We start from the raw sequence: 17,245 nt of genomic DNA on the forward strand, positions 1-17,245 counted from the left end.
TATTTAATGTGTCGGCTCGGATTTAAAGAGCAACTTGCCGCGATGAAGACGGGCTCGCTAGCATTTCAAAATACGCAATTACTTGACCCGTTCATCGCGATGCGGGGCTTTCACCCCGACGGCCCAGTCAGGGCAATATGTTCTTGACCTTGTCGCGCAACTGGTCAATGGAAAACGGCTTGCCGATCACGTGCATGCCGTCAGGCACTTCGATGCTTTCGGCATAACCGCTGGCGAACAGAATCGGCAACCCGGGGCGCAGCATGCGTGCCTGTTTCGCCAATTCCCGGCCGTCCATGACCGGCAGCCCCACATCGGTCATCAGCAGGTCGATGTGCTGGTCCTCATCGTTGATGAAATCCAGCGCCTCTTCACAGCCATCGGCCTCAAGTACCCGGTATTCCAGTTCCTCCAGCACATCGACGATCAGCGTGCGCACGATGGCATCGTCTTCGACGACCAGGATGGTGGATGTTTTGGTGGACATAGTGGGGCTCTCAAAGGTTGGATTTGCGATAGCGTCGATCGAAATCGCCGGGCTCTTGCATGAGTAAGTGACGGATCACGACAAGTTCCCGAGGCGTTACAAAGAACAATAGCCGCACAAGAGCCGCGAAGAATAACCGCTCCTTTGCGCCGGAGCAGTGAAATGCAGGATATTGCCGAAAAACGTGTCAGAAAAATGGATCCCCTCGGCCGATTTGGGGCAGACTCGATGGCTTTCAACAGTTCGACAAGGCTTCCCATGACCTCTGCGCCTGCGGTTGATGAGCAACGATTCCGTAAACTCCTGAGCCGCAACGTCAGCCTGCCGTTGGGTGTCGGTGTCATCAGCGCGGCGTTCTTTGTCTTGCTGATCACCTATCTGCTGTCGGTGATCCAGTGGGTCCAGCACTCGGACCGGGTGATCAATAATGCCAATGAAGCGGTAAAACTGACCGTCGATCTGGAAACCGGTATGCGCGGTTTCCTGCTCAGTGGCGACGAGCATTTTCTCGAGCCCTATGAGACGGCCAAGCCAAGAATAACGGTCGCCCTCAATACCTTGCTCGAACTGACTGCGGACAATTCGGTACAAACCGACCGCTTGCACCGGCTCCAGGCCTTGCAGACGGAATGGGCCAATTACGCGCAATCGATAATCGATTTGCAGCGCGCAGGCGGTGATTACCGTAGCGTCATCAAGGTCGGGCGCGGCAAACGGTTGACCGATGAGATCCGCAAGCAATTCGAAGACGTGATCGACATGGAGCAGCAGTTGCGTACCACGCGCAATGAAGAAGTGCGAAGCACCACCATCTGGAGCATCGCCCTTTATCTGTTGTTCGTGGCCGGTATCAGCGGATTGCTGGCCTATGTCGGCCGCCGGGATCTGCTCAACCTGTCCCGCAGCTACAGCGTCAACCTCGCCGCGCAACAGGCCAGCGCCCGGCGTCTGGAGCAGCAGGCCTGGTTGCGCAACGGCCAGACCGAACTGGCCGAGCAAGTCCTGGGGCAGTTATCGCTCAATTTGTTGGGGCGCAATATCCTGCAGTTCTGCGCGCAATACCTTGGCAGCGCCGTCGCGGCGATTTATGTCCGTGAGGAGCATGGTGGCCTGAAGCGCATCGCGTCTTACGGTTTCTCCCGAGAACAGGAAGCACTTGAGCAGCAGATTTACAATGGCGAAGGGATTGTCGGCCAGGTGGCGCAACAGGCGCGCCTGATTCGTCTTGATGAGGTGCCGGGGGATTACTTCAAAGTCAGCTCCGGCTTGGGCGAAGGTTTACCACGCAGTGTACTGGCGGTGCCGACCAGCGATGACGATCGCGTCAACGGGGTGATCGAACTCGGTTTCCTGCGACCGCTGACAGATCGTGACATCGAGTTGCTCGAACTGGTTGCCGGTAACATCGGCACCTCAATCGAAGCGGCGCGCTATCGCCAGCGCTTACAGGAAGTGCTGGCCGAAACCCAGCAACTCAACGAAGAGTTGCAGGTTCAGCAAGAAGAACTCAAGAGCGCCAACGAAGAGCTGGAAGAGCAGTCGCGGGTTCTCAAGGAGTCCCAGGCTCACCTGGAAACCCAGCAGATCGAGCTGGAACAAACCAACGACCAACTCGCCGAACAGGCGCAGATCCTGGCCGAGCAACGCGACGCCATGGACCTGAAGAACAGCGAACTGAATCAGGCCCAGCTTGAGCTTGAGGCCCGCGCCGAAGAGTTGCAGCGTGCCAGCAAGTACAAGTCCGAATTCCTCGCAAACATGTCCCACGAGCTGCGCACACCGCTGAACAGTTCGTTGATTCTGGCGAAATTGCTGGCGGAAAACCCGCAGGAAAACCTCAGCGCCGAGCAGGTCAAGTTCGCCGAGTCGATCTACTGCGCCGGTAACGACTTGCTCAACCTGATCAACGACATTCTCGACATTTCCAAGGTTGAGGCCGGCAAGCTTGAGGTGCGTCCGGAGAACACCAGCGTTGCGCGCCTGGTGGAAGGCCTGCGAGGAATGTTCGAGCCGTTGGCCGCGGACAAGAAACTGGATTTTGAAGTCGAATTGCGCGCTGACACCCCGCTAATGCTGTTCACCGATCGGCAGCGCCTGGAGCAAGTGATCAAGAACCTGCTGTCAAACGCGGTGAAGTTCACCGAAAAGGGCACAGTCAGCCTGATCGTCGCGGCTCAGCCAGGCGAGGGCATCGCTTTTGTCGTCCGTGATTCCGGGATCGGCATTGCGCCGGATCATCAGGACAGCATTTTTGAAGCCTTCCGTCAGGCCGACGGCACCACTAACCGTCGTTACGGCGGAAGCGGCCTGGGCCTGTCGATCTCTCGTGATCTGGCCACGTTGCTGGGTGGCTCCATCAGCCTGTCCAGCACGCCGGGGCAGGGCAGTGTGTTCACCCTGGTGTTGCCGCAGCACTACATCGAACCGGGCGATATGCCTGTCGAAACGATGAAAGCCACGCCGGTGACCATGCCGCAAGCCATCGTGGCTACCGCGCCTGTGCCGCTGATTGCCGAGGTCGAAATCGCGCGTTTCGATGATGATCGCTACAAGGCGCCGTTCGCCACTCGTTGCATCCTGGTGGTGGAAGATGAGCCGGACTTTGCGCACATCCTCTACGATCTGGCCCATGAACTGGGTTATCAGTGCCTGGTGGCCTACGGCGCCGATGAAGGCTACGACCTGGCCAGGCAATTCATCCCCGACGCGATCCTGCTGGATATGCGCCTGCCGGATCATTCCGGGCTGACGGTGTTGCAGCGCCTGAAAGAGCACGCCGAAACCCGGCACATTCCCGTGCACGTAATCTCGGTCGAAGACCGTGTCGAGGCCGCCATGCACATGGGCGCCATCGGTTACGCGGTCAAACCGACTACGCGCGAGGAGCTCAAGGAGGTGTTTGCCCGCCTCGAAGCCAAACTGACCCAGAAGGTCAAACGCATATTGTTGGTCGAAGACGACGATCTGCAGCGTGACAGCATCGCCCGATTGATCGGCGACGAGGACATCGAAATCACTGCCGTCGGCCTGGCGCAGGATGCACTCGATTTGCTGCGCACCACGATTTTCGACTGCATGATCATCGACCTGAAACTACCCGACATGCTTGGCAACGACTTGCTCAAGCGCATGTCCTGCGAGGATATCTGCTCGTTCCCGCCGGTGATCGTCTATACCGGGCGCAACCTGACCCGGGACGAAGAGGCCGAACTGCGCAAGTATTCGCGCTCGATCATCATCAAGGGCGCGCGCTCACCCGAGCGGTTGCTGGATGAAGTGACACTCTTCCTGCACAAGGTCGAATCCCGGTTATCCCATGAACGCCAGACCATGCTCAAGACCGCCCGCAGCCGCGACAAGGTGTTCGAGGGGCGCAAAGTGCTGCTGGTGGATGACGATGTACGCAATATCTTCGCCCTGACCAGTGCGCTGGAGCAGAAGGGTGCGGTGGTGGTGATTGGCCGTAACGGTCGTGAAGCAATTGAGCGATTAAATGAAGTCGAGGACATCGACCTGGTGCTGATGGACGTGATGATGCCGGAAATGGATGGTTTCGAAGCCACCCTGGAAATCCGCAAGGACCCGCGCTGGCGCAAGCTGCCGATCATTGCGGTGACAGCCAAGGCGATGAAGGACGATCAGGAGCGCTGCTTGCAGGCCGGCTCCAATGACTACCTGGCCAAGCCCATCGACCTGGATCGCCTGTTCTCGCTGATTCGTGTGTGGTTACCGAAGATGGAACGCCTCTAATGGAGCGCAGCGAAATCGAACTGAGGTTGTTGATCGAAGCGATCTACCTCAAATACAGCTACGATTTTCGCGATTACTCCGGCGCGTCGATTAAGCGTCGGGTCAACCATGCATTAAGCCAATTCGAGTGCAATACCATCTCGGCGCTGCAAGAGAAGGTCCTGCACGACCCAACCGCGTTCATGCAGCTGCTGCAATTGCTGACGATTCCGGTCAGCGAAATGTTTCGCGACCCTTCGCACTTCCTGGCGCTGCGTCAGGAAGTGGTGCCGCTGCTCAAGACCTGGCCGTCGATCAAGGTCTGGATTGCCGGTTGCAGCACCGGCGAGGAGGTCTATTCGATGGCGATCCTGTTGCGCGAAGAAGGCTTGCTGGAGCGCACCATCATCTATGCCACTGACATCAACCCGCGCTCGCTGGATAAAGCCAGGCAGGGGATTTTCTCCCTGCAGAATGTTCGAGCCTACACTCACAATTATCAGCAGGCCGGTGGTCAGCGTTCGTTCGCCGATTACTACACGGCGGCCTACGACTACGCGATTTTCGACAAGAGCCTGTGCGACAACGTTACGTTCGCCGATCACAGCCTGGCCACCGATAGCGTGTTCTCCGAAACTCAATTAATTTCGTGTCGTAATGTGCTGATTTATTTCAACAAAAAGCTTCAGGATCGAACGTTTGGCTTGTTTCACGAATCTTTGTGTCATCGGGGCTTTCTGGCGCTGGGCAGTAAAGAAACCCTGGATTTTTCGGCCTATGGCAATCAGTTTGAGCCATTGATCAAACAAGAAAGGATCTACCGCAAATCATGAACCGTGCAGGTATTCCTTGTGTAGAAGCTATCGTGATCGGTGCTTCGGCCGTCTGCGTGTCGAGCGGGAACGAATCCCATGCTAAGTAACATCCAGACCAAACTGCTGATCGTCGACGACCTGCCGGAGAACCTGCTGGCGCTTGAGGCGTTGATCAAGCGGCAGGACCTCATCGTCTACAAGGCCTTGTCCGCCGATGAAGCCTTGTCGCTGTTGTTGCAGCACGAATTCGCGCTGGCCATTCTCGATGTGCAGATGCCCGGCATGAACGGCTTTGAGTTGGCCGAGTTGATGCGCGGCACGGAAAAAACCAAAAGCATCCCGATTGTGTTCGTCAGTGCCGCTGGCCGTGATCTCAACTACGCATTCAAGGGCTACGAAAGCGGAGCCGTGGACTTTCTGCACAAGCCGCTGGATGTTCACGCGGTCAAGAGCAAGGTCAATGTCTTCGTCGATCTGTATCGCCAGAGCAAGGCGATGAAGCAACAGGTCGAAGCCCTGGAGCAAAGTCGCCGCGAACAGGGGGCGTTGCTCGAACAGTTGCAGAACACCCAGAAAGAACTGAAGCAGGCGGTGCGCATGCGCGATGACTTCATGTCCATCGTTGCGCATGAAGTCCGTACACCGCTCAATGGTCTGATCCTCGAAACCCAGTTGCGCAAAATGCACCTGGCCCGGGATAACGCCGCGGCGTTCACCCTGGACAAAATGCACGCCATGGTCGAGCGCGACGAGCGGCAGATCAAAAGCTTGATCCGCCTGATCGAAGACATGCTTGATGTGTCGCGGATCCGCACCGGCAAGCTGTCTATTCGCCCCGGTCGGTTTGACCTGGTGCAACTGGTGCGCAATCTTTTGCAGAACTTCGCACCGCAGGTTGAGGCCGCAGAGTCGTCAGTCAGCTTGATCGCCGACCAACCCGTGATGGGCGACTGGGACGAGTTTCGTATCGAACAAGTGATTTCCAATCTGCTGACTAATGCGTTGCGCTATGGTGCCAAGAGCGCGATCGACGTTCGCGTGTACAATCACCACGGGCAAGCGCGGGTTGAGGTTCAGGATCGCGGTATCGGGATCGGTGTAGAGAATCAACAGCGCATTTTTCAGCAGTTCGAGCGGGTTTCCACCAGGGCCGTGGTGGCGGGGCTGGGCCTGGGGTTGTTTATTTCGCAGCAGATTGTCGCCGCCCATGGTGGCTCCATTACCGTCGAGAGCCGGATTGGCGAAGGCGCCTTGTTTCGCGTTTGTCTGCCGCTGCAGGAAAACAGCCCGATGAACGCAACCTCTGATTGACCACATGGTCGTATCAGCAGCTATTGACCGAACAAAGGTTTTCCATGAGTGAAGATGCACAAGACGTGGTACTGATCGTTGAAGATGACCCTTCGATTTTGATGGTGCTGTCCGCTTATTTGTCGGGTGAAGGTTACCGGGTGCTGCAAGCCGAAAACGGTGAGCAGGCCTTTGAGATCCTGGCGAGCAAACCGAACCTGGACATGATGATCACCGACTTTCGCCTGCCTGGCGGGATTTCTGGCGTGCAAATCGCCGAACCTGCCGTGAAGTTGCGACCGGAACTCAAGGTGATCTTCATCAGCGGTTACCCGCAGGAAATCCGTGAGACCGACAGCCCGATCACCCGCAAGGCACCGATCCTGGCCAAGCCATTCGATCTGGATGTGTTGCAACAGATCATGCAGGACATGCTCTCCTGAAGCTGCGTCGACGGTTGTGTCGTACGGCCCCCTTTAGGGGCTGCCGAAGGCTCGGGCCGCGTTCGGACGATCTTTTGATCTTGATTAAAGCCCTTGCTGCAATGCCGGATCATCCGGATTGAGCTGCTCGAGCTGCGCCAACAGGATCTGTACGTTCTGCAACTGTCCGCTTTCCTTCCAATAGTTGATCAACAGCACGCGCGCCTTGCGATCGGCCGGGTGGCGCTGGACGATTTCCTGCAGCTGTTTCTGCGCGGCCTCCAGCTCTTGCTCACCATGCAACGTGGTGGCCAGGTCGTAGCGGTAATCCTTATTGTCGGGTTCAAGCTCCACGGCTTTGGACAGCCCGAGCAACGCGAACTCACTTTGCCCGTGATGCAGCAACCAGAGCCCCAACGCATGTTGCAGATAGGCCGAATCGGGCTGGGCCTTTAACTGCTTCGCCAACAATTGCTGGGCGGCATCGCTTTGGCCCAGTCGATCCAGCACGTCAATCTGCATCACCAGTGCCGGCAAGTTGCCGGGCGCCAGTTGCAACGTGCGCTCCAATGCCTGCTGCGCGTCCTTCAGTTCGGCATTGTGCAAATGCAGGCGTGCCAGTTGGTACTGGGTGTCGGCGCTTTCCGGCTGCTGCTTGAGGACCTGTTCCCAAGCGTCAATGGCTTGCTCCAGGGGGCCGAAATACAACCCCAGCTCATCCGGGGACAGCCCCAACAAGGCGTTGACCGCCGTAAACCGAACGCTTGGGTCGCTGTCATCGAGCAAGGGCCCGAGCAACAGACTTCGCTGTCCATTGGGCACTAAACCGCTGATGCTTTTGATCGCCGCGATGCGTACATCCGCCGATGGATGTTGCAGGTCCGCATCCGCCAGTTTCAAGGCTTGCGGGCTGGGGTAGTTGGGCAGTTCGGCATGCAGCCAGACGCGGCGCTTGTCGGACAGGTCAGGGCGGCCCAATTGCTGGTAAAGCACCCGCGCCGCCCCCGGTTGACCCGTGCGTGCCTGGGTCAGCGCTTCGCTGTAGCCGCGTCGAATTGCCTCCGGGACCACAGGCGTCGTGCTGCGCAAAAAAAACCAGGCGAGGGCGAGGGCAAACAGTGCACAGAGGCTGATGAGCAGATAGCGGCGGGACTGAGGCATGCAGGGATCCGGAAGCTGACAGGCTTTTACAAAGTCACCAGCTTCGGTCAGGCCGGGCTGTGAGTCAAACCCTGGCTCAGTTCAGCACGTAGTCATCGGGCTCAAGGGCCGGTGGCAAGTCGGTTTGCCCCAGCGCTGCCAGCACTTCGCGCTCCAGTGTGCGCAAAATCGCATTGCACGGCAGATCGTTCTCATCGAAGCCGAACGGGTCCTCCAGATCGTCGCCGATTTCGTCGAGGCCGAAAAAGGTGTAGCTGACAATGGCGGTAATCACCGGTGTCAGCCAGCCAAGAGGTTCGGCCATGGCGAACGGCAACAGGATGCAGAACAGGTAGATGGTGCGGTGCAGCAACAGGGTGTAGGGGAAGGGCAGCGGCGTACTTTTGATGCGTTCGCAACTGGCCTGGACCTGACTGAGGCTGACCAGTCGCGTTTCCAGTTGGGTATAACGCCATTCGCTGATCTGGCCGCGCTCGGCAAGGGCCGAGCACCGGACTCCGATCCGCTGCAAGAGCGCGTCAGTGATGTTCGGATGCTCTGCGTCCACGGCATCCTGCGTCCACGGTTTGATGGCTCTCATCTCGTTTTCAACGCGCAGGCGGGCGATCAGGCCATGGGCGAACCCGCAGAGTTCACGCAGCATAAGTTCACGTTCGGCCGCCACCATCAGACCCTGGGTTTGACGAATCAGCGATCGCACTTCGATGATCAACTGCCCCAGATGCTTGCGGCCCTCCCACCAGCGGTCGTAGCAGGCATTGTTGCGAAAACTCATGAAGATCGACAACGACAGACCCAGCAGGGTGAACGGCGTGGCGTTGACCTTGGAGAAATACGCCGGGTGCCAGATCTCCACCAGCACGATTACCGACGCCAGCAGGGTCACCAACAGACTGCGCAAGGCAATGCGCTTGGCAATCGAGCCTTTAAGGGAAAACAACATGCCGAGCAGATTCGGCTTGGGACGCACAATCATGGGCAGGGGCTTTATAGAGAGAGTGATGCTTTCGCAGCGATTTCAGCCTAGGGGCATGGGGGGATCCTGTCCAATCGCTTTGGCTTACGAAATGATCGACAGGCTCTATCGACGCAGGCGTGTCCATCGGCGAAATGGCCTACAGGTCTTGTCGACATTGAAACTCGTCGAAGCAAGGAAGCAATGACTACGCTTGCAGGAGATGACTCGATGAGCGCTCCCATGCAACCGTTGCTTCAATACTTCAAGGCCATTCTCAACCCCGGACGCGAGGTGCTGCTGTTTGCCCTGAGAACCATCGTGGCGGGGCTGCTGACGCTGTACCTGGCCTTTGTGTTCGACCTCGACCAGCCCAAGTGGTCGATCATGGCGGTGATCATTGTCAGTCAGCCATTGGGCGGCATGGCCCTGGCCCGAAGTTTCGGCCAGATCATCGGCACCACGTTGGGCGCGGCAGTCGCGGTGTTGATCATGGCCATTTTCCCCCAGGCGCCGCTGCCCTTCATCATCACCCTGGCCTTGTGGTTGGCGCTGTGTACCGCCGGCGGCACTTTGTTGCGCTACACCAGTTCCCAGGCGTTTGTCCTGAGCGGTTACACGGCGGTGGTGGTGGCACTGCTGGCGCAACCCGATCAGGAGGGTACGTTCCTGCTGGCAGTCACTCGCGTGACAGAAACATTGTTGGCGGTGGCCTGCGTGTGCGTTGTCAGCCTTCTGACGGCGCGACCGGAGGCGGTGGCCAAGGGTTATTTCGCCAAGATCGATCAAGTGATCAAACTGCTCGCGACTCACGCGGCAGCGGTGATTCGAACCGAGGAAAGCGAGGCCGATTTCCACAAGCGGCAAATGCAACTGTTGGGCGAGATCAGCGCCCTTGAAGGGCTGCGAAGACATTTGTACTTCGATGCACCACGGTTGCGCAGTGCCAATAGCCTGGTGCAGTTGCTTGGCAATCAACTGGTGCTGCTGACTTCGCGGCTGACGGCTTTGCGTCACCAGCGGCAATTACTCACCGAACGTTGGGAGGGCGCGTTGCCGGAAGAAATACAGCGGTTGCGCAGCGAGGAACTGGCATTCCTTGATGAGTTGGCCGTGCAAGGTCGCTCATTGTCGACCGAGGCGCGGCATCATTTTTTGACGCTGCAACAGCGTTTCGATGACCAGGCCTACAAGGCCGAACAACTCACCGAGACGATGCCTGCCACGCTGCGTTCATTGGCCTGGGCACTGCGCTGGGAGCAGGCACGGATGTTGGAGCAACTGGGGCAGATTCTGGAACTGAGCGACGCGATCCAGGAAGGACGGGAAGCCAGTTGCGTGTTCCGCGGCCAGGACAACCCGTTGCATCTGGACTTCACGTTGGCAGCAATGAACGCAGTCCGGGCATTTACCGCGTTACTGGTGGCGGGGCTGATCTGGATCGAGACTGCTTGGGATGGGGCCCGTGGCGGGATGATTGTAGTGGGGATTCTCTGTTCGCTGATGGCGACTTTTCCGCGGCCATTGCTGGCCAGTCAAAGCTTTGCCAGGGGGCTGGGTCTGGCCTTGGTGGTGTCGGCGTTCTATCTGTTCATGCTGATGCCGATGATCAGTGACTTCGAGTTACTCGCCTTGTTGTTTGCGCCATTGCTGTACGCGGTCGCGGTGGGGTTGGCCAGTCCGCCAACCACTGGCACAGGTATTGGCCTTGGACTGACGACCATGCTGTTGCTGGGTCCGCAAAACGCAGGAATCGGCCAAAACAATGCCATTCAGTGGTTTGAATTTGCCGGCGCGTATATCAGCGCCGCCGCGCTGGCGCTCAGTGTTTACGCCTTGATCTTCCCGTTCAGGCCCGATTTACGGATACGCCGGCTGTTCAATGAAAGCTGCGAGCAGGTCTACGCTTTGTTGAAGACGCCGGCCACCGATGAACAGCAATTTGCGTTTGAAAGCCGTATGGTCGATCGCCTGACCATGATGTTGGGACTATTGCCGGCAACCAGCGACAAGCACTCCCGCGAGCTGTTCGAAGTCAGCCTCGGGTGCATGGCACTGGGGGTGGCTTTGAACCAGCTCAGGCAGCAGGGGCAGAGCAATACGTTGTTGAGTACGCAACAACAGAACCGTTTGCTGGCGGCTGTCCGAGAGACAGGGCGATTGATCGCCGGGCGACCCGGGGTTGACCTTGTGCAGTTGCTCGGAAGCTTGCATGTCTTGGGCGATGAAATGGACGACTTGCATCTAGACGTTCATGAACACCTGTGGTCGGTATTCAGGATGCGCGTGGCGTTGTTGATCGTGGTGTCGTTTCTGGAGCGCCATCGTAAATATTTTCAACCCGCAGACGTGGAAGGAGTGCCGGCCCTTGCCCATTGATCTGGAAGTGGGTGGCGTCTATCTGCCGCCAATCGCCCAGGCCCTGTTGCTGGCCTTGCCGATTTTTCTGCTGTTGGACTGGACCTTGCGCCGCTTGGGGGTGTTGCGTTTTGTCTGGCATGAAGCGCTGTTCGAAGGCGCATTGTATGCCTGCGTATGCGCAACGTTGATTCTGGTGATGGGAGCCTGATGCCTTGAAGACGATCCTTGCCCGACTCGCGACCCTTGCAGTGGTGGTGCTGGCCGTCATCCTCGGCTGGTTCGCCTGGGAGCATTACACCCGCGCCCCCTGGACTCGCGATGCACGGGTTCGCGCCGATGTGGTGACGTTGTCCGCCGATGTCTCGGGGCGGATCGTCAGCCTGAGCGTTCAAGACAACCAGCGTGTCGAGAAAGGCCAGTTGCTGCTGGAGATCGACCCGGCTCGGTATACGCTGGCGGTGGAGCATGCCAAGCGTGCGGTGGAAGTTGCCAAAGCCACGCTGGGTCAGTCCGAAGCGACGATTGTCTCCAGCGAAGCGCTGCTGCGCCAGCGTCAAAGCGAAGAGCAGCGCCGTCGAACCCTTAAACAGCGCTTCGCGATCTCCGGCGAAGAGTGGGAAAAGTCCAGTACCGAAGTGGCTGTGGCGCAGGCGGAACTCTTGCGCAATCAGGCCAATCTGGGCCTGGCACATGCCAACGTGCAGTTGGCGATCGCCGCTCTGACCCAGGCCGAACTGGACTTGCAGCGCACACGGGTCGCAGCGCCTGTCAGCGGTTATGTGACCAACCTGCTGACTCGTCAGGGTGATTACGCCGCTGCCGGGGGTGCACTGTTGGCACTGGTGGACAGCGATTCGTTTTATATCAGTGGCTATTTTGAAGAAACAAAACTGCCGCGAATCAAGGAGGGCGATCGGGTCAGGATCGAGTTGATGAGCGGCGAGACCTTCGGCGGCACGGTGCAGAGCATTGCCTTTGCTATCGCCGACCGCGAGAACTCCCCCGGCAGTCGCCTGCTGGCCAACATCAACCCCAGCTATACCTGGGTCAAACTGGCACAACGGGTGCCGGTGCGGATTCAGATTGACGCCGACTATATCGCCAAAAACAGCCTGCGTGCCGGGACCACGGCCACCGTCACTGTCATGGAAAACCGGGATAACGAGGCAACCCACTAACCCCATATGGGGACGGGGTTACGTGGCGAGGGGGCTTGCCCCCGTTCGGCTGCGCAGCAGTCGTAGATTGGGGCCGCTTCGCGACCCAACGGGGGCAAGCCCCCTCGCCACAAAGGCTCGCACACAGGGAATGTGTTGAATTAAATACCGACAAAAAAAAGCCCCGCGACCGAATGAGGCGCGGGGCAAAGAATTTGGTTGGGTTGCGGCCAACCAAAGGGGCACGTTAAAGCATTACTTGCTGGCGACCGTCTCTGGCTGCCAGCCGCCGCCGAGGGCTTTGTAGATCGCGACGATGCCGCGGTACAAATCGACTTCGGCCTGGGCCTCGGTGTCTTCGGCTGCCAGACGCTCACGCTGAGCATCGAGCAGGACGAGGAAGTCCACGGTGCCTTCGCGGTAGCGAATTTCGGCGAGGTCCGCAGCGGCGCGGCTTGATTCGCTTTGACGAATCAGCGAAATCAGGCGCTGCTGGCGTTTGCCGTAATCGCTGAAAGCATTTTCCGACTCTTCCAGTGCCAGCAATACGTGCTGCTCATAGGTCGCCAGGGCGCCTTCGGCTTCAGCATCGGCGCCGCGCAAACGGGCCCGCACGCTGCCCAGGTCGAACGCCGCCCAGGTAATGCTTGGGCCCAGTGCCCAGGCATTGGCCGCCGACGAGCCGATTTGCGAACCGCGCCCGGCAGTCCAGCCAAGAAAACCGCTGAGGCTCACCCGAGGGAACAAATCAGCCTTGGCCACGCCGATACGCGCGGTGGCAGCCGCCAATTTGCGTTCGGCGCTGCGGATGTCCGGACGACGTTGCAGCAGTTCACCCGGATCACCGATGGGCAGGGCCTTGGCGATCGCCGGCAAGTCTTTTGGACTCAGGTCGACGGTCAGCTTGTCTGGACGTTCACCCAGCAGGGTGGCGATGCGGTTGCGCTGACGAACCTGTTCGGCTTGCAGTTGCGGCACGCTGGCTTCGACAGACGCCAGGCGCGCATCGGCACGAACCACGTCCAGCTGATCGCCAACACCGGCGTCACGCAGGCTTTCGGTGATCTTGCGTGACTCCTGCTGGTTGTTCAGGTTGGCCAGGGCGATTTTTTCTCGCAGTTGCGCGCCGCGCAGTTGGCCATAGGCGTCCACCAGTTCGGCAATCATGGTGACTTGCAGTTGGTAAAGATCGGCTTCGGCCGCTTGCTGTTCAGCGTCGCTGGATTCCAGGTTGCGTTGGATGCGACCGAACAGGTCCAGTTCCCAGGCCATGTCCAGGCCCAGGTCATAGCGTTCGCTGTTGACCCGTTTAGTGGTCTGGCCGGGAATCTGCCCTTTGCCCAGATCGCTGCTCGCGCGGCTGGTGATGGTCGGCATGGCGTCATTGCTGGCGTCATCGCGAATCGCCCGGGCCGCTTTCCAGCGGGCAAAAGCCACACGCAAATCACGGTTGCCTTGCAAGGATTGCTTCACCAACTGGTTGAGGGTCGGATCGTCGAATTGCTGCCACCAGATGCCTTCGAAACGGGCGCGGTCAAAGTTCTTCTGACCGGCGCTGCCATCGGTGGCGGCCGTGATGTTGGCCGCCTCGGTGGCTGGGGTCTTGTAGTCCGGGCCGACGGCACAGGCGCTCAGCGCCAGTACCAGCAGGCTCGGCAGGAAGGCTTTCAGGCTCATTGTTGCGCCTCCAGTTTCAGGGCTTTGGCCGCTTTGCGCGCTTCACCGCGTTCCACAAAGTTGCGAATCAGTACGTAGAACACCGGCGTCAGCAGCAGACCGAAGAAGGTCACCCCGAGCATCCCGGAGAACACCGCCACACCCATGGCATGACGCATTTCGGCACCGGCGCCGCTGGAGAAGACCAGTGGCACAACACCCATGATGAACGCGAAGGAGGTCATCAGGATCGGCCGCAGACGCAGACGGCAAGCTTCCAGTACCGCTGCCAGCGGGCCGAGACCTTCTTCCTGCTTATCCTTGGCAAACTCGACGATCAGAATCGCGTTCTTACAGGCCAGTCCCACCAGTACGATCAAGCCGATCTGGGTAAAGATGTTGTTGTCGCCGCCCGAGGCAATCACCCCGGTAATGGCCGACAGCAGGGTCATCGGTACGATCAGGATCACCGCCAGTGGCAGGCTCCAGCTTTCGTATTGAGCAGCGAGCACCAGGAACGCCAGCAGTACGCAGAGCGGGAACACGAACAGCGCAGTGTTGCCGGACAGAATCTGCTGGTAGGTCAGGTCGGTCCACTCGTAGGTCATGCCGTTCGGAAGTTCATCCTTGAGCAGTTTCTCGATGGCTTTCTCGGCCTGGCCGGAGCTGTAGCCTGGTGCTGCCGCACCGTTGATTTCAGCGGTGATGAAGCCGTTGTAGTGCATCACGCGGTCTGGCCCCGAGGTGTCGCTGACCTTGATGAAGGTCGCCAGCGGGATCATCTCGCCACGGTTGTTACGTACTTTCAGCTGACCAATCTGATCCGATTCGAGGCGGAACTGTTGCTCAGCCTGAACGTTGACCTGATAGGTGCGACCGAAGCGGTTGAAGTCGTTGGCATACAGCGAACCCAGGTAGATCTGCAGGGTGTCGAAGATGTCGCTGACGGCTACGCCGTGGGTCTTGGCTTTTTCCCGGTCGATGGCGGCATCGACTTGCGGCACATTCACGGTGTAACTGGTGAACAGACCGGCCAGTTCCGGCACGCTGCGGCTCTTGGCGATGATGTTCATGGTTTCTTTGTACAGCTCGTCATAGCCCAGGTTGCCCCGGTCTTCGATCTGCAGGCGGAAACCACCAATGGTCCCCAGGCCTTGTACCGGCGGTGGCGGGAAGATCGCCATGTAGGCTTCCTGAATCCCGGCGTACTGGCCGTTCAACGCACCGGCAATCGCACCGGCGGACATGCTCGGGTCTTTACGCTCGTCGAAAGGCTTCAGGGTGACGAACACGATGCCGGCGTTAGGGCTGTTGGTAAAACCGTTGATCGAAAGGCCAGGAAAGGCCACCGCGCTTTCCACGCCAGGCTGTTTCAGGGCCAGGTCGGACATGCGCTTGATCACGTCTTCGGTACGGTCCAGGCTCGCGGCATCCGGCAGTTGAGCGAAGGCCACCAGGTATTGCTTGTCCTGGCCAGGTACGAAACCGGTCGGCGTGTTGGAGAAACCGAAGAAGGTCAGCACCATCAAGCCTGCGTACAGCAGCAGGGCGATACCGCTGCTGCGGATAACGCGGCCCACGGTGCCGACATAGCCATGGCTGGCACGATCGAAGAAGCGGTTGAACGGACGGAACAACCAGCCACCGAAGATCTTGTCCAGCACCTTGGAGAAACGGTCCTTCGGCGCGTCATGACTTTTGAGCAACACGGCGGCCAGTGCTGGCGACAAGGTCAGCGAGTTGAAAGCCGAGATCACGGTCGAAATCGCAATCGTCAGGGCGAACTGTTTGTAGAACTGACCGGTCAAGCCGGAGATGAACGCGGCCGGGATAAACACCGCACACAGCACCAGCGCCGTCGCAATGATCGGACCGGTCACTTCACGCATCGCACGCTTGGTGGCTTCTACCGGAGTGAGTCCGAGCCCGATGTTTCGCTCGACGTTCTCCACCACCACAATCGCATCGTCAACCACGATACCGATGGCCAATACCAGTCCGAACAGCGACAGGGCGTTCAACGAGAAGCCGAACAGGTGCATCACGGCAAACGTACCGATCAGCGAAACCGGCACCGCCACCAACGGGATGATCGAAGCGCGCCAGGTTTGCAGGAACAGGATCACCACCAGCACAACCAGGATCAGCGCTTCGAAGAGGGTGTGAACCACCGCCTCGATGGAACCGCGCACGAAGATCGTCGGGTCATAGACGATGCTGAAGTCCATGCCTTCCGGGAAGTTCTTCTTCAGCTCGGCCATTTTCGCCCGAACGTCGTTGGAGATCTGGATCGCGTTGGAGCCTGGGCGCTGGAAGATCGGAATCGCCACCGCCGGCTGGTTGTTCAGCAAGGAGCGCAGGGCGTATTGGCTGGAGCCGAGTTCGACGCGAGCGATGTCTTTGAGGCGAGTGATTTCACCATTTTCGCCAGAGCGAATGATGATGTTCTCGAACTCTTCCTCGGACACCAGACGGCCTTGAGTGTTGACCGACAGCTGGAATGCCGTGGCATTCGGTGCGGGCGGAGCACCCAGGGCACCGGCCGCCACTTGACGGTTCTGTTCACGAATCGCGGTGACCACATCGGTGGCGGTCAGGTTGCGCGAAGCGGTCTTGTTCGGATCGAGCCACACCCGCAGCGAGTAATCGCCCATGCCGAACAGCTGCACATCACCGACACCGCCCAGACGCGCCAGCTCATCCTTGATGTTGAGCAAGGCGTAGTTGGACAGGTAGAGCATGTCGTAGCGTTTGTCCGGCGAGGTCAAGTGCACAACCATGGTCAGGTCGGGCGACGCCTTGTCGACGGTGATACCGATGCGCGTCACTTCCTCGGGAAGCTTGGGCTCGGAACGCGTCACGCGGTTCTGCACCTGCACCTGCGCGTTGTCCAGGTCGGTGCCCAGGGCGAAGGTGATGGTCAGGGTGATCTTGCCGTCAGCGGTGGATTGCGAGGACATGTACAGCATGTTCTCGACGCCGGTGATGGCTTGCTCCAGAGGAGCGGCCACGGTTTCACCGATGACTTTAGGGTTGGCGCCGGGGAAGTTGGCACGGACCACCACGGTTGGTGGCACCACTTCCGGGTATTCGCTGATCGGCAACTGGAACAGCGAGATGGCACCGGCGATCAGGATCAGCAGCGACAGTACCGCTGCAAAGATCGGCCGTGAAATGAAGAATTGGGAGAAATTCATCGGAGTAATTGCCCC

General features: G+C 58.8%; 12 protein-coding genes. 7 read left to right on the forward strand and 5 right to left on the reverse strand.

Going from position 1 to position 17,245, the window contains the following annotated elements:
- Positions 1-127 precede the first annotated feature (127 nt).
- The gene (locus AC1RL4_RS11100; RefSeq protein WP_028940539.1) at positions 128-487 is read right to left on the reverse strand and encodes a response regulator; all 360 of its coding nucleotides are present in this window, start codon (positions 485-487) and stop codon (positions 128-130) included.
- Between the two features lie 258 nt (positions 488-745).
- Between AC1RL4_RS11100 and AC1RL4_RS11105 the strand changes: the two genes are divergently transcribed.
- From AC1RL4_RS11105 to AC1RL4_RS11120, 4 genes are all read left to right on the forward strand, one after another.
- Positions 746-4,237, forward strand: coding sequence for a response regulator (locus AC1RL4_RS11105; RefSeq protein WP_096480167.1), 3,492 nt, complete (start codon positions 746-748; stop codon positions 4,235-4,237).
- Entirely contained in the window at positions 4,237-5,049 is an 813-nt protein-coding gene (locus tag AC1RL4_RS11110) for a CheR family methyltransferase (protein ID WP_019579053.1), read from the forward strand. Before AC1RL4_RS11105 ends, AC1RL4_RS11110 begins: the two co-directional genes overlap by 1 nt.
- Before the next feature lie 78 nt (positions 5,050-5,127).
- On the forward strand, positions 5,128-6,342 hold the full coding sequence (locus AC1RL4_RS11115; RefSeq protein WP_230172637.1) for a hybrid sensor histidine kinase/response regulator: 1,215 nt from the start codon (positions 5,128-5,130) through the stop codon (positions 6,340-6,342).
- A 44-nt stretch (positions 6,343-6,386) separates the two neighbouring features.
- Positions 6,387-6,764: a response regulator gene (locus AC1RL4_RS11120; RefSeq protein WP_018926027.1), complete on the forward strand. Its 378-nt coding sequence runs from the start codon at positions 6,387-6,389 to the stop codon at positions 6,762-6,764.
- 84 nt (positions 6,765-6,848) lie between these two features.
- On the opposite strand, the gene AC1RL4_RS11125 is transcribed toward AC1RL4_RS11120, so the two are convergent.
- The gene (locus tag AC1RL4_RS11125; protein WP_019579051.1) at positions 6,849-7,904 is read right to left on the reverse strand and encodes a tetratricopeptide repeat protein; all 1,056 of its coding nucleotides are present in this window, start codon (positions 7,902-7,904) and stop codon (positions 6,849-6,851) included.
- 76 nt (positions 7,905-7,980) lie between these two features.
- The gene (locus tag AC1RL4_RS11130; protein WP_019579050.1) at positions 7,981-8,880 is read right to left on the reverse strand and encodes a bestrophin family protein; all 900 of its coding nucleotides are present in this window, start codon (positions 8,878-8,880) and stop codon (positions 7,981-7,983) included.
- Positions 8,881-9,090: 210 nt separating this feature from the next.
- Here AC1RL4_RS11130 and AC1RL4_RS11135 point away from each other — a divergent pair, with 210 nt between their 5' ends.
- The 3 genes from AC1RL4_RS11135 to AC1RL4_RS11145 are packed head-to-tail and all read left to right on the forward strand — an operon-like array spanning position 9,091 to position 12,398.
- Entirely contained in the window at positions 9,091-11,238 is a 2,148-nt protein-coding gene (locus tag AC1RL4_RS11135; RefSeq protein ID WP_493119597.1) for an FUSC family protein, read from the forward strand.
- Entirely contained in the window at positions 11,228-11,428 is a 201-nt protein-coding gene (locus AC1RL4_RS11140; protein WP_008026537.1) for a DUF1656 domain-containing protein, read from the forward strand. The genes AC1RL4_RS11135 and AC1RL4_RS11140 overlap by 11 nt, the downstream gene beginning before the upstream one ends.
- 4 nt (positions 11,429-11,432) lie before the next feature.
- The gene (locus tag AC1RL4_RS11145; protein WP_028940542.1) at positions 11,433-12,398 is read left to right on the forward strand and encodes an HlyD family secretion protein; all 966 of its coding nucleotides are present in this window, start codon (positions 11,433-11,435) and stop codon (positions 12,396-12,398) included.
- Positions 12,399-12,632: 234 nt separating this feature from the next.
- On the opposite strand, the gene AC1RL4_RS11150 is transcribed toward AC1RL4_RS11145, so the two are convergent.
- Together AC1RL4_RS11150 and AC1RL4_RS11155 are read right to left on the reverse strand one after the other, a co-directional pair.
- The gene (locus AC1RL4_RS11150; protein WP_230172641.1) at positions 12,633-14,054 is read right to left on the reverse strand and encodes an efflux transporter outer membrane subunit; all 1,422 of its coding nucleotides are present in this window, start codon (positions 14,052-14,054) and stop codon (positions 12,633-12,635) included.
- Positions 14,051-17,230 (reverse strand): efflux RND transporter permease subunit, encoded by a 3,180-nt coding sequence (locus AC1RL4_RS11155; RefSeq protein WP_019579046.1) that lies wholly within the window; start codon positions 17,228-17,230, stop codon positions 14,051-14,053. Before AC1RL4_RS11155 ends, AC1RL4_RS11150 begins: the two co-directional genes overlap by 4 nt.
- Between the last annotated feature and the right edge of the window lie 15 nt (positions 17,231-17,245).

Source organism: Pseudomonas sp. GW822-FHT07A10 (assembly GCF_058798795.1).

What these genes read in the sequence shown, in the direction of transcription:
- AC1RL4_RS11130 (WP_019579050.1), bottom strand. Translation starts at nt 8,880, where the DNA reads ATGATTGTGCGTCCCAAGCCGAATCTGCTCGGCATGTTGTTTTCCCTT.
- AC1RL4_RS11115 (WP_230172637.1), top strand. Translation starts at nt 5,128, where the DNA reads ATGCTAAGTAACATCCAGACCAAACTGCTGATCGTCGACGACCTGCCG.
- AC1RL4_RS11120 (WP_018926027.1), top strand. Translation starts at nt 6,387, where the DNA reads ATGAGTGAAGATGCACAAGACGTGGTACTGATCGTTGAAGATGACCCT.
- AC1RL4_RS11100 (WP_028940539.1), bottom strand. Translation starts at nt 487, where the DNA reads ATGTCCACCAAAACATCCACCATCCTGGTCGTCGAAGACGATGCCATC.
- AC1RL4_RS11105 (WP_096480167.1), top strand. Translation starts at nt 746, where the DNA reads ATGACCTCTGCGCCTGCGGTTGATGAGCAACGATTCCGTAAACTCCTG.
- AC1RL4_RS11110 (WP_019579053.1), top strand. Translation starts at nt 4,237, where the DNA reads ATGGAGCGCAGCGAAATCGAACTGAGGTTGTTGATCGAAGCGATCTAC.
- AC1RL4_RS11155 (WP_019579046.1), bottom strand. Translation starts at nt 17,230, where the DNA reads ATGAATTTCTCCCAATTCTTCATTTCACGGCCGATCTTTGCAGCGGTA.
- AC1RL4_RS11150 (WP_230172641.1), bottom strand. Translation starts at nt 14,054, where the DNA reads ATGAGCCTGAAAGCCTTCCTGCCGAGCCTGCTGGTACTGGCGCTGAGC.
- AC1RL4_RS11125 (WP_019579051.1), bottom strand. Translation starts at nt 7,904, where the DNA reads ATGCCTCAGTCCCGCCGCTATCTGCTCATCAGCCTCTGTGCACTGTTT.
- AC1RL4_RS11135 (WP_493119597.1), top strand. Translation starts at nt 9,091, where the DNA reads ATGAGCGCTCCCATGCAACCGTTGCTTCAATACTTCAAGGCCATTCTC.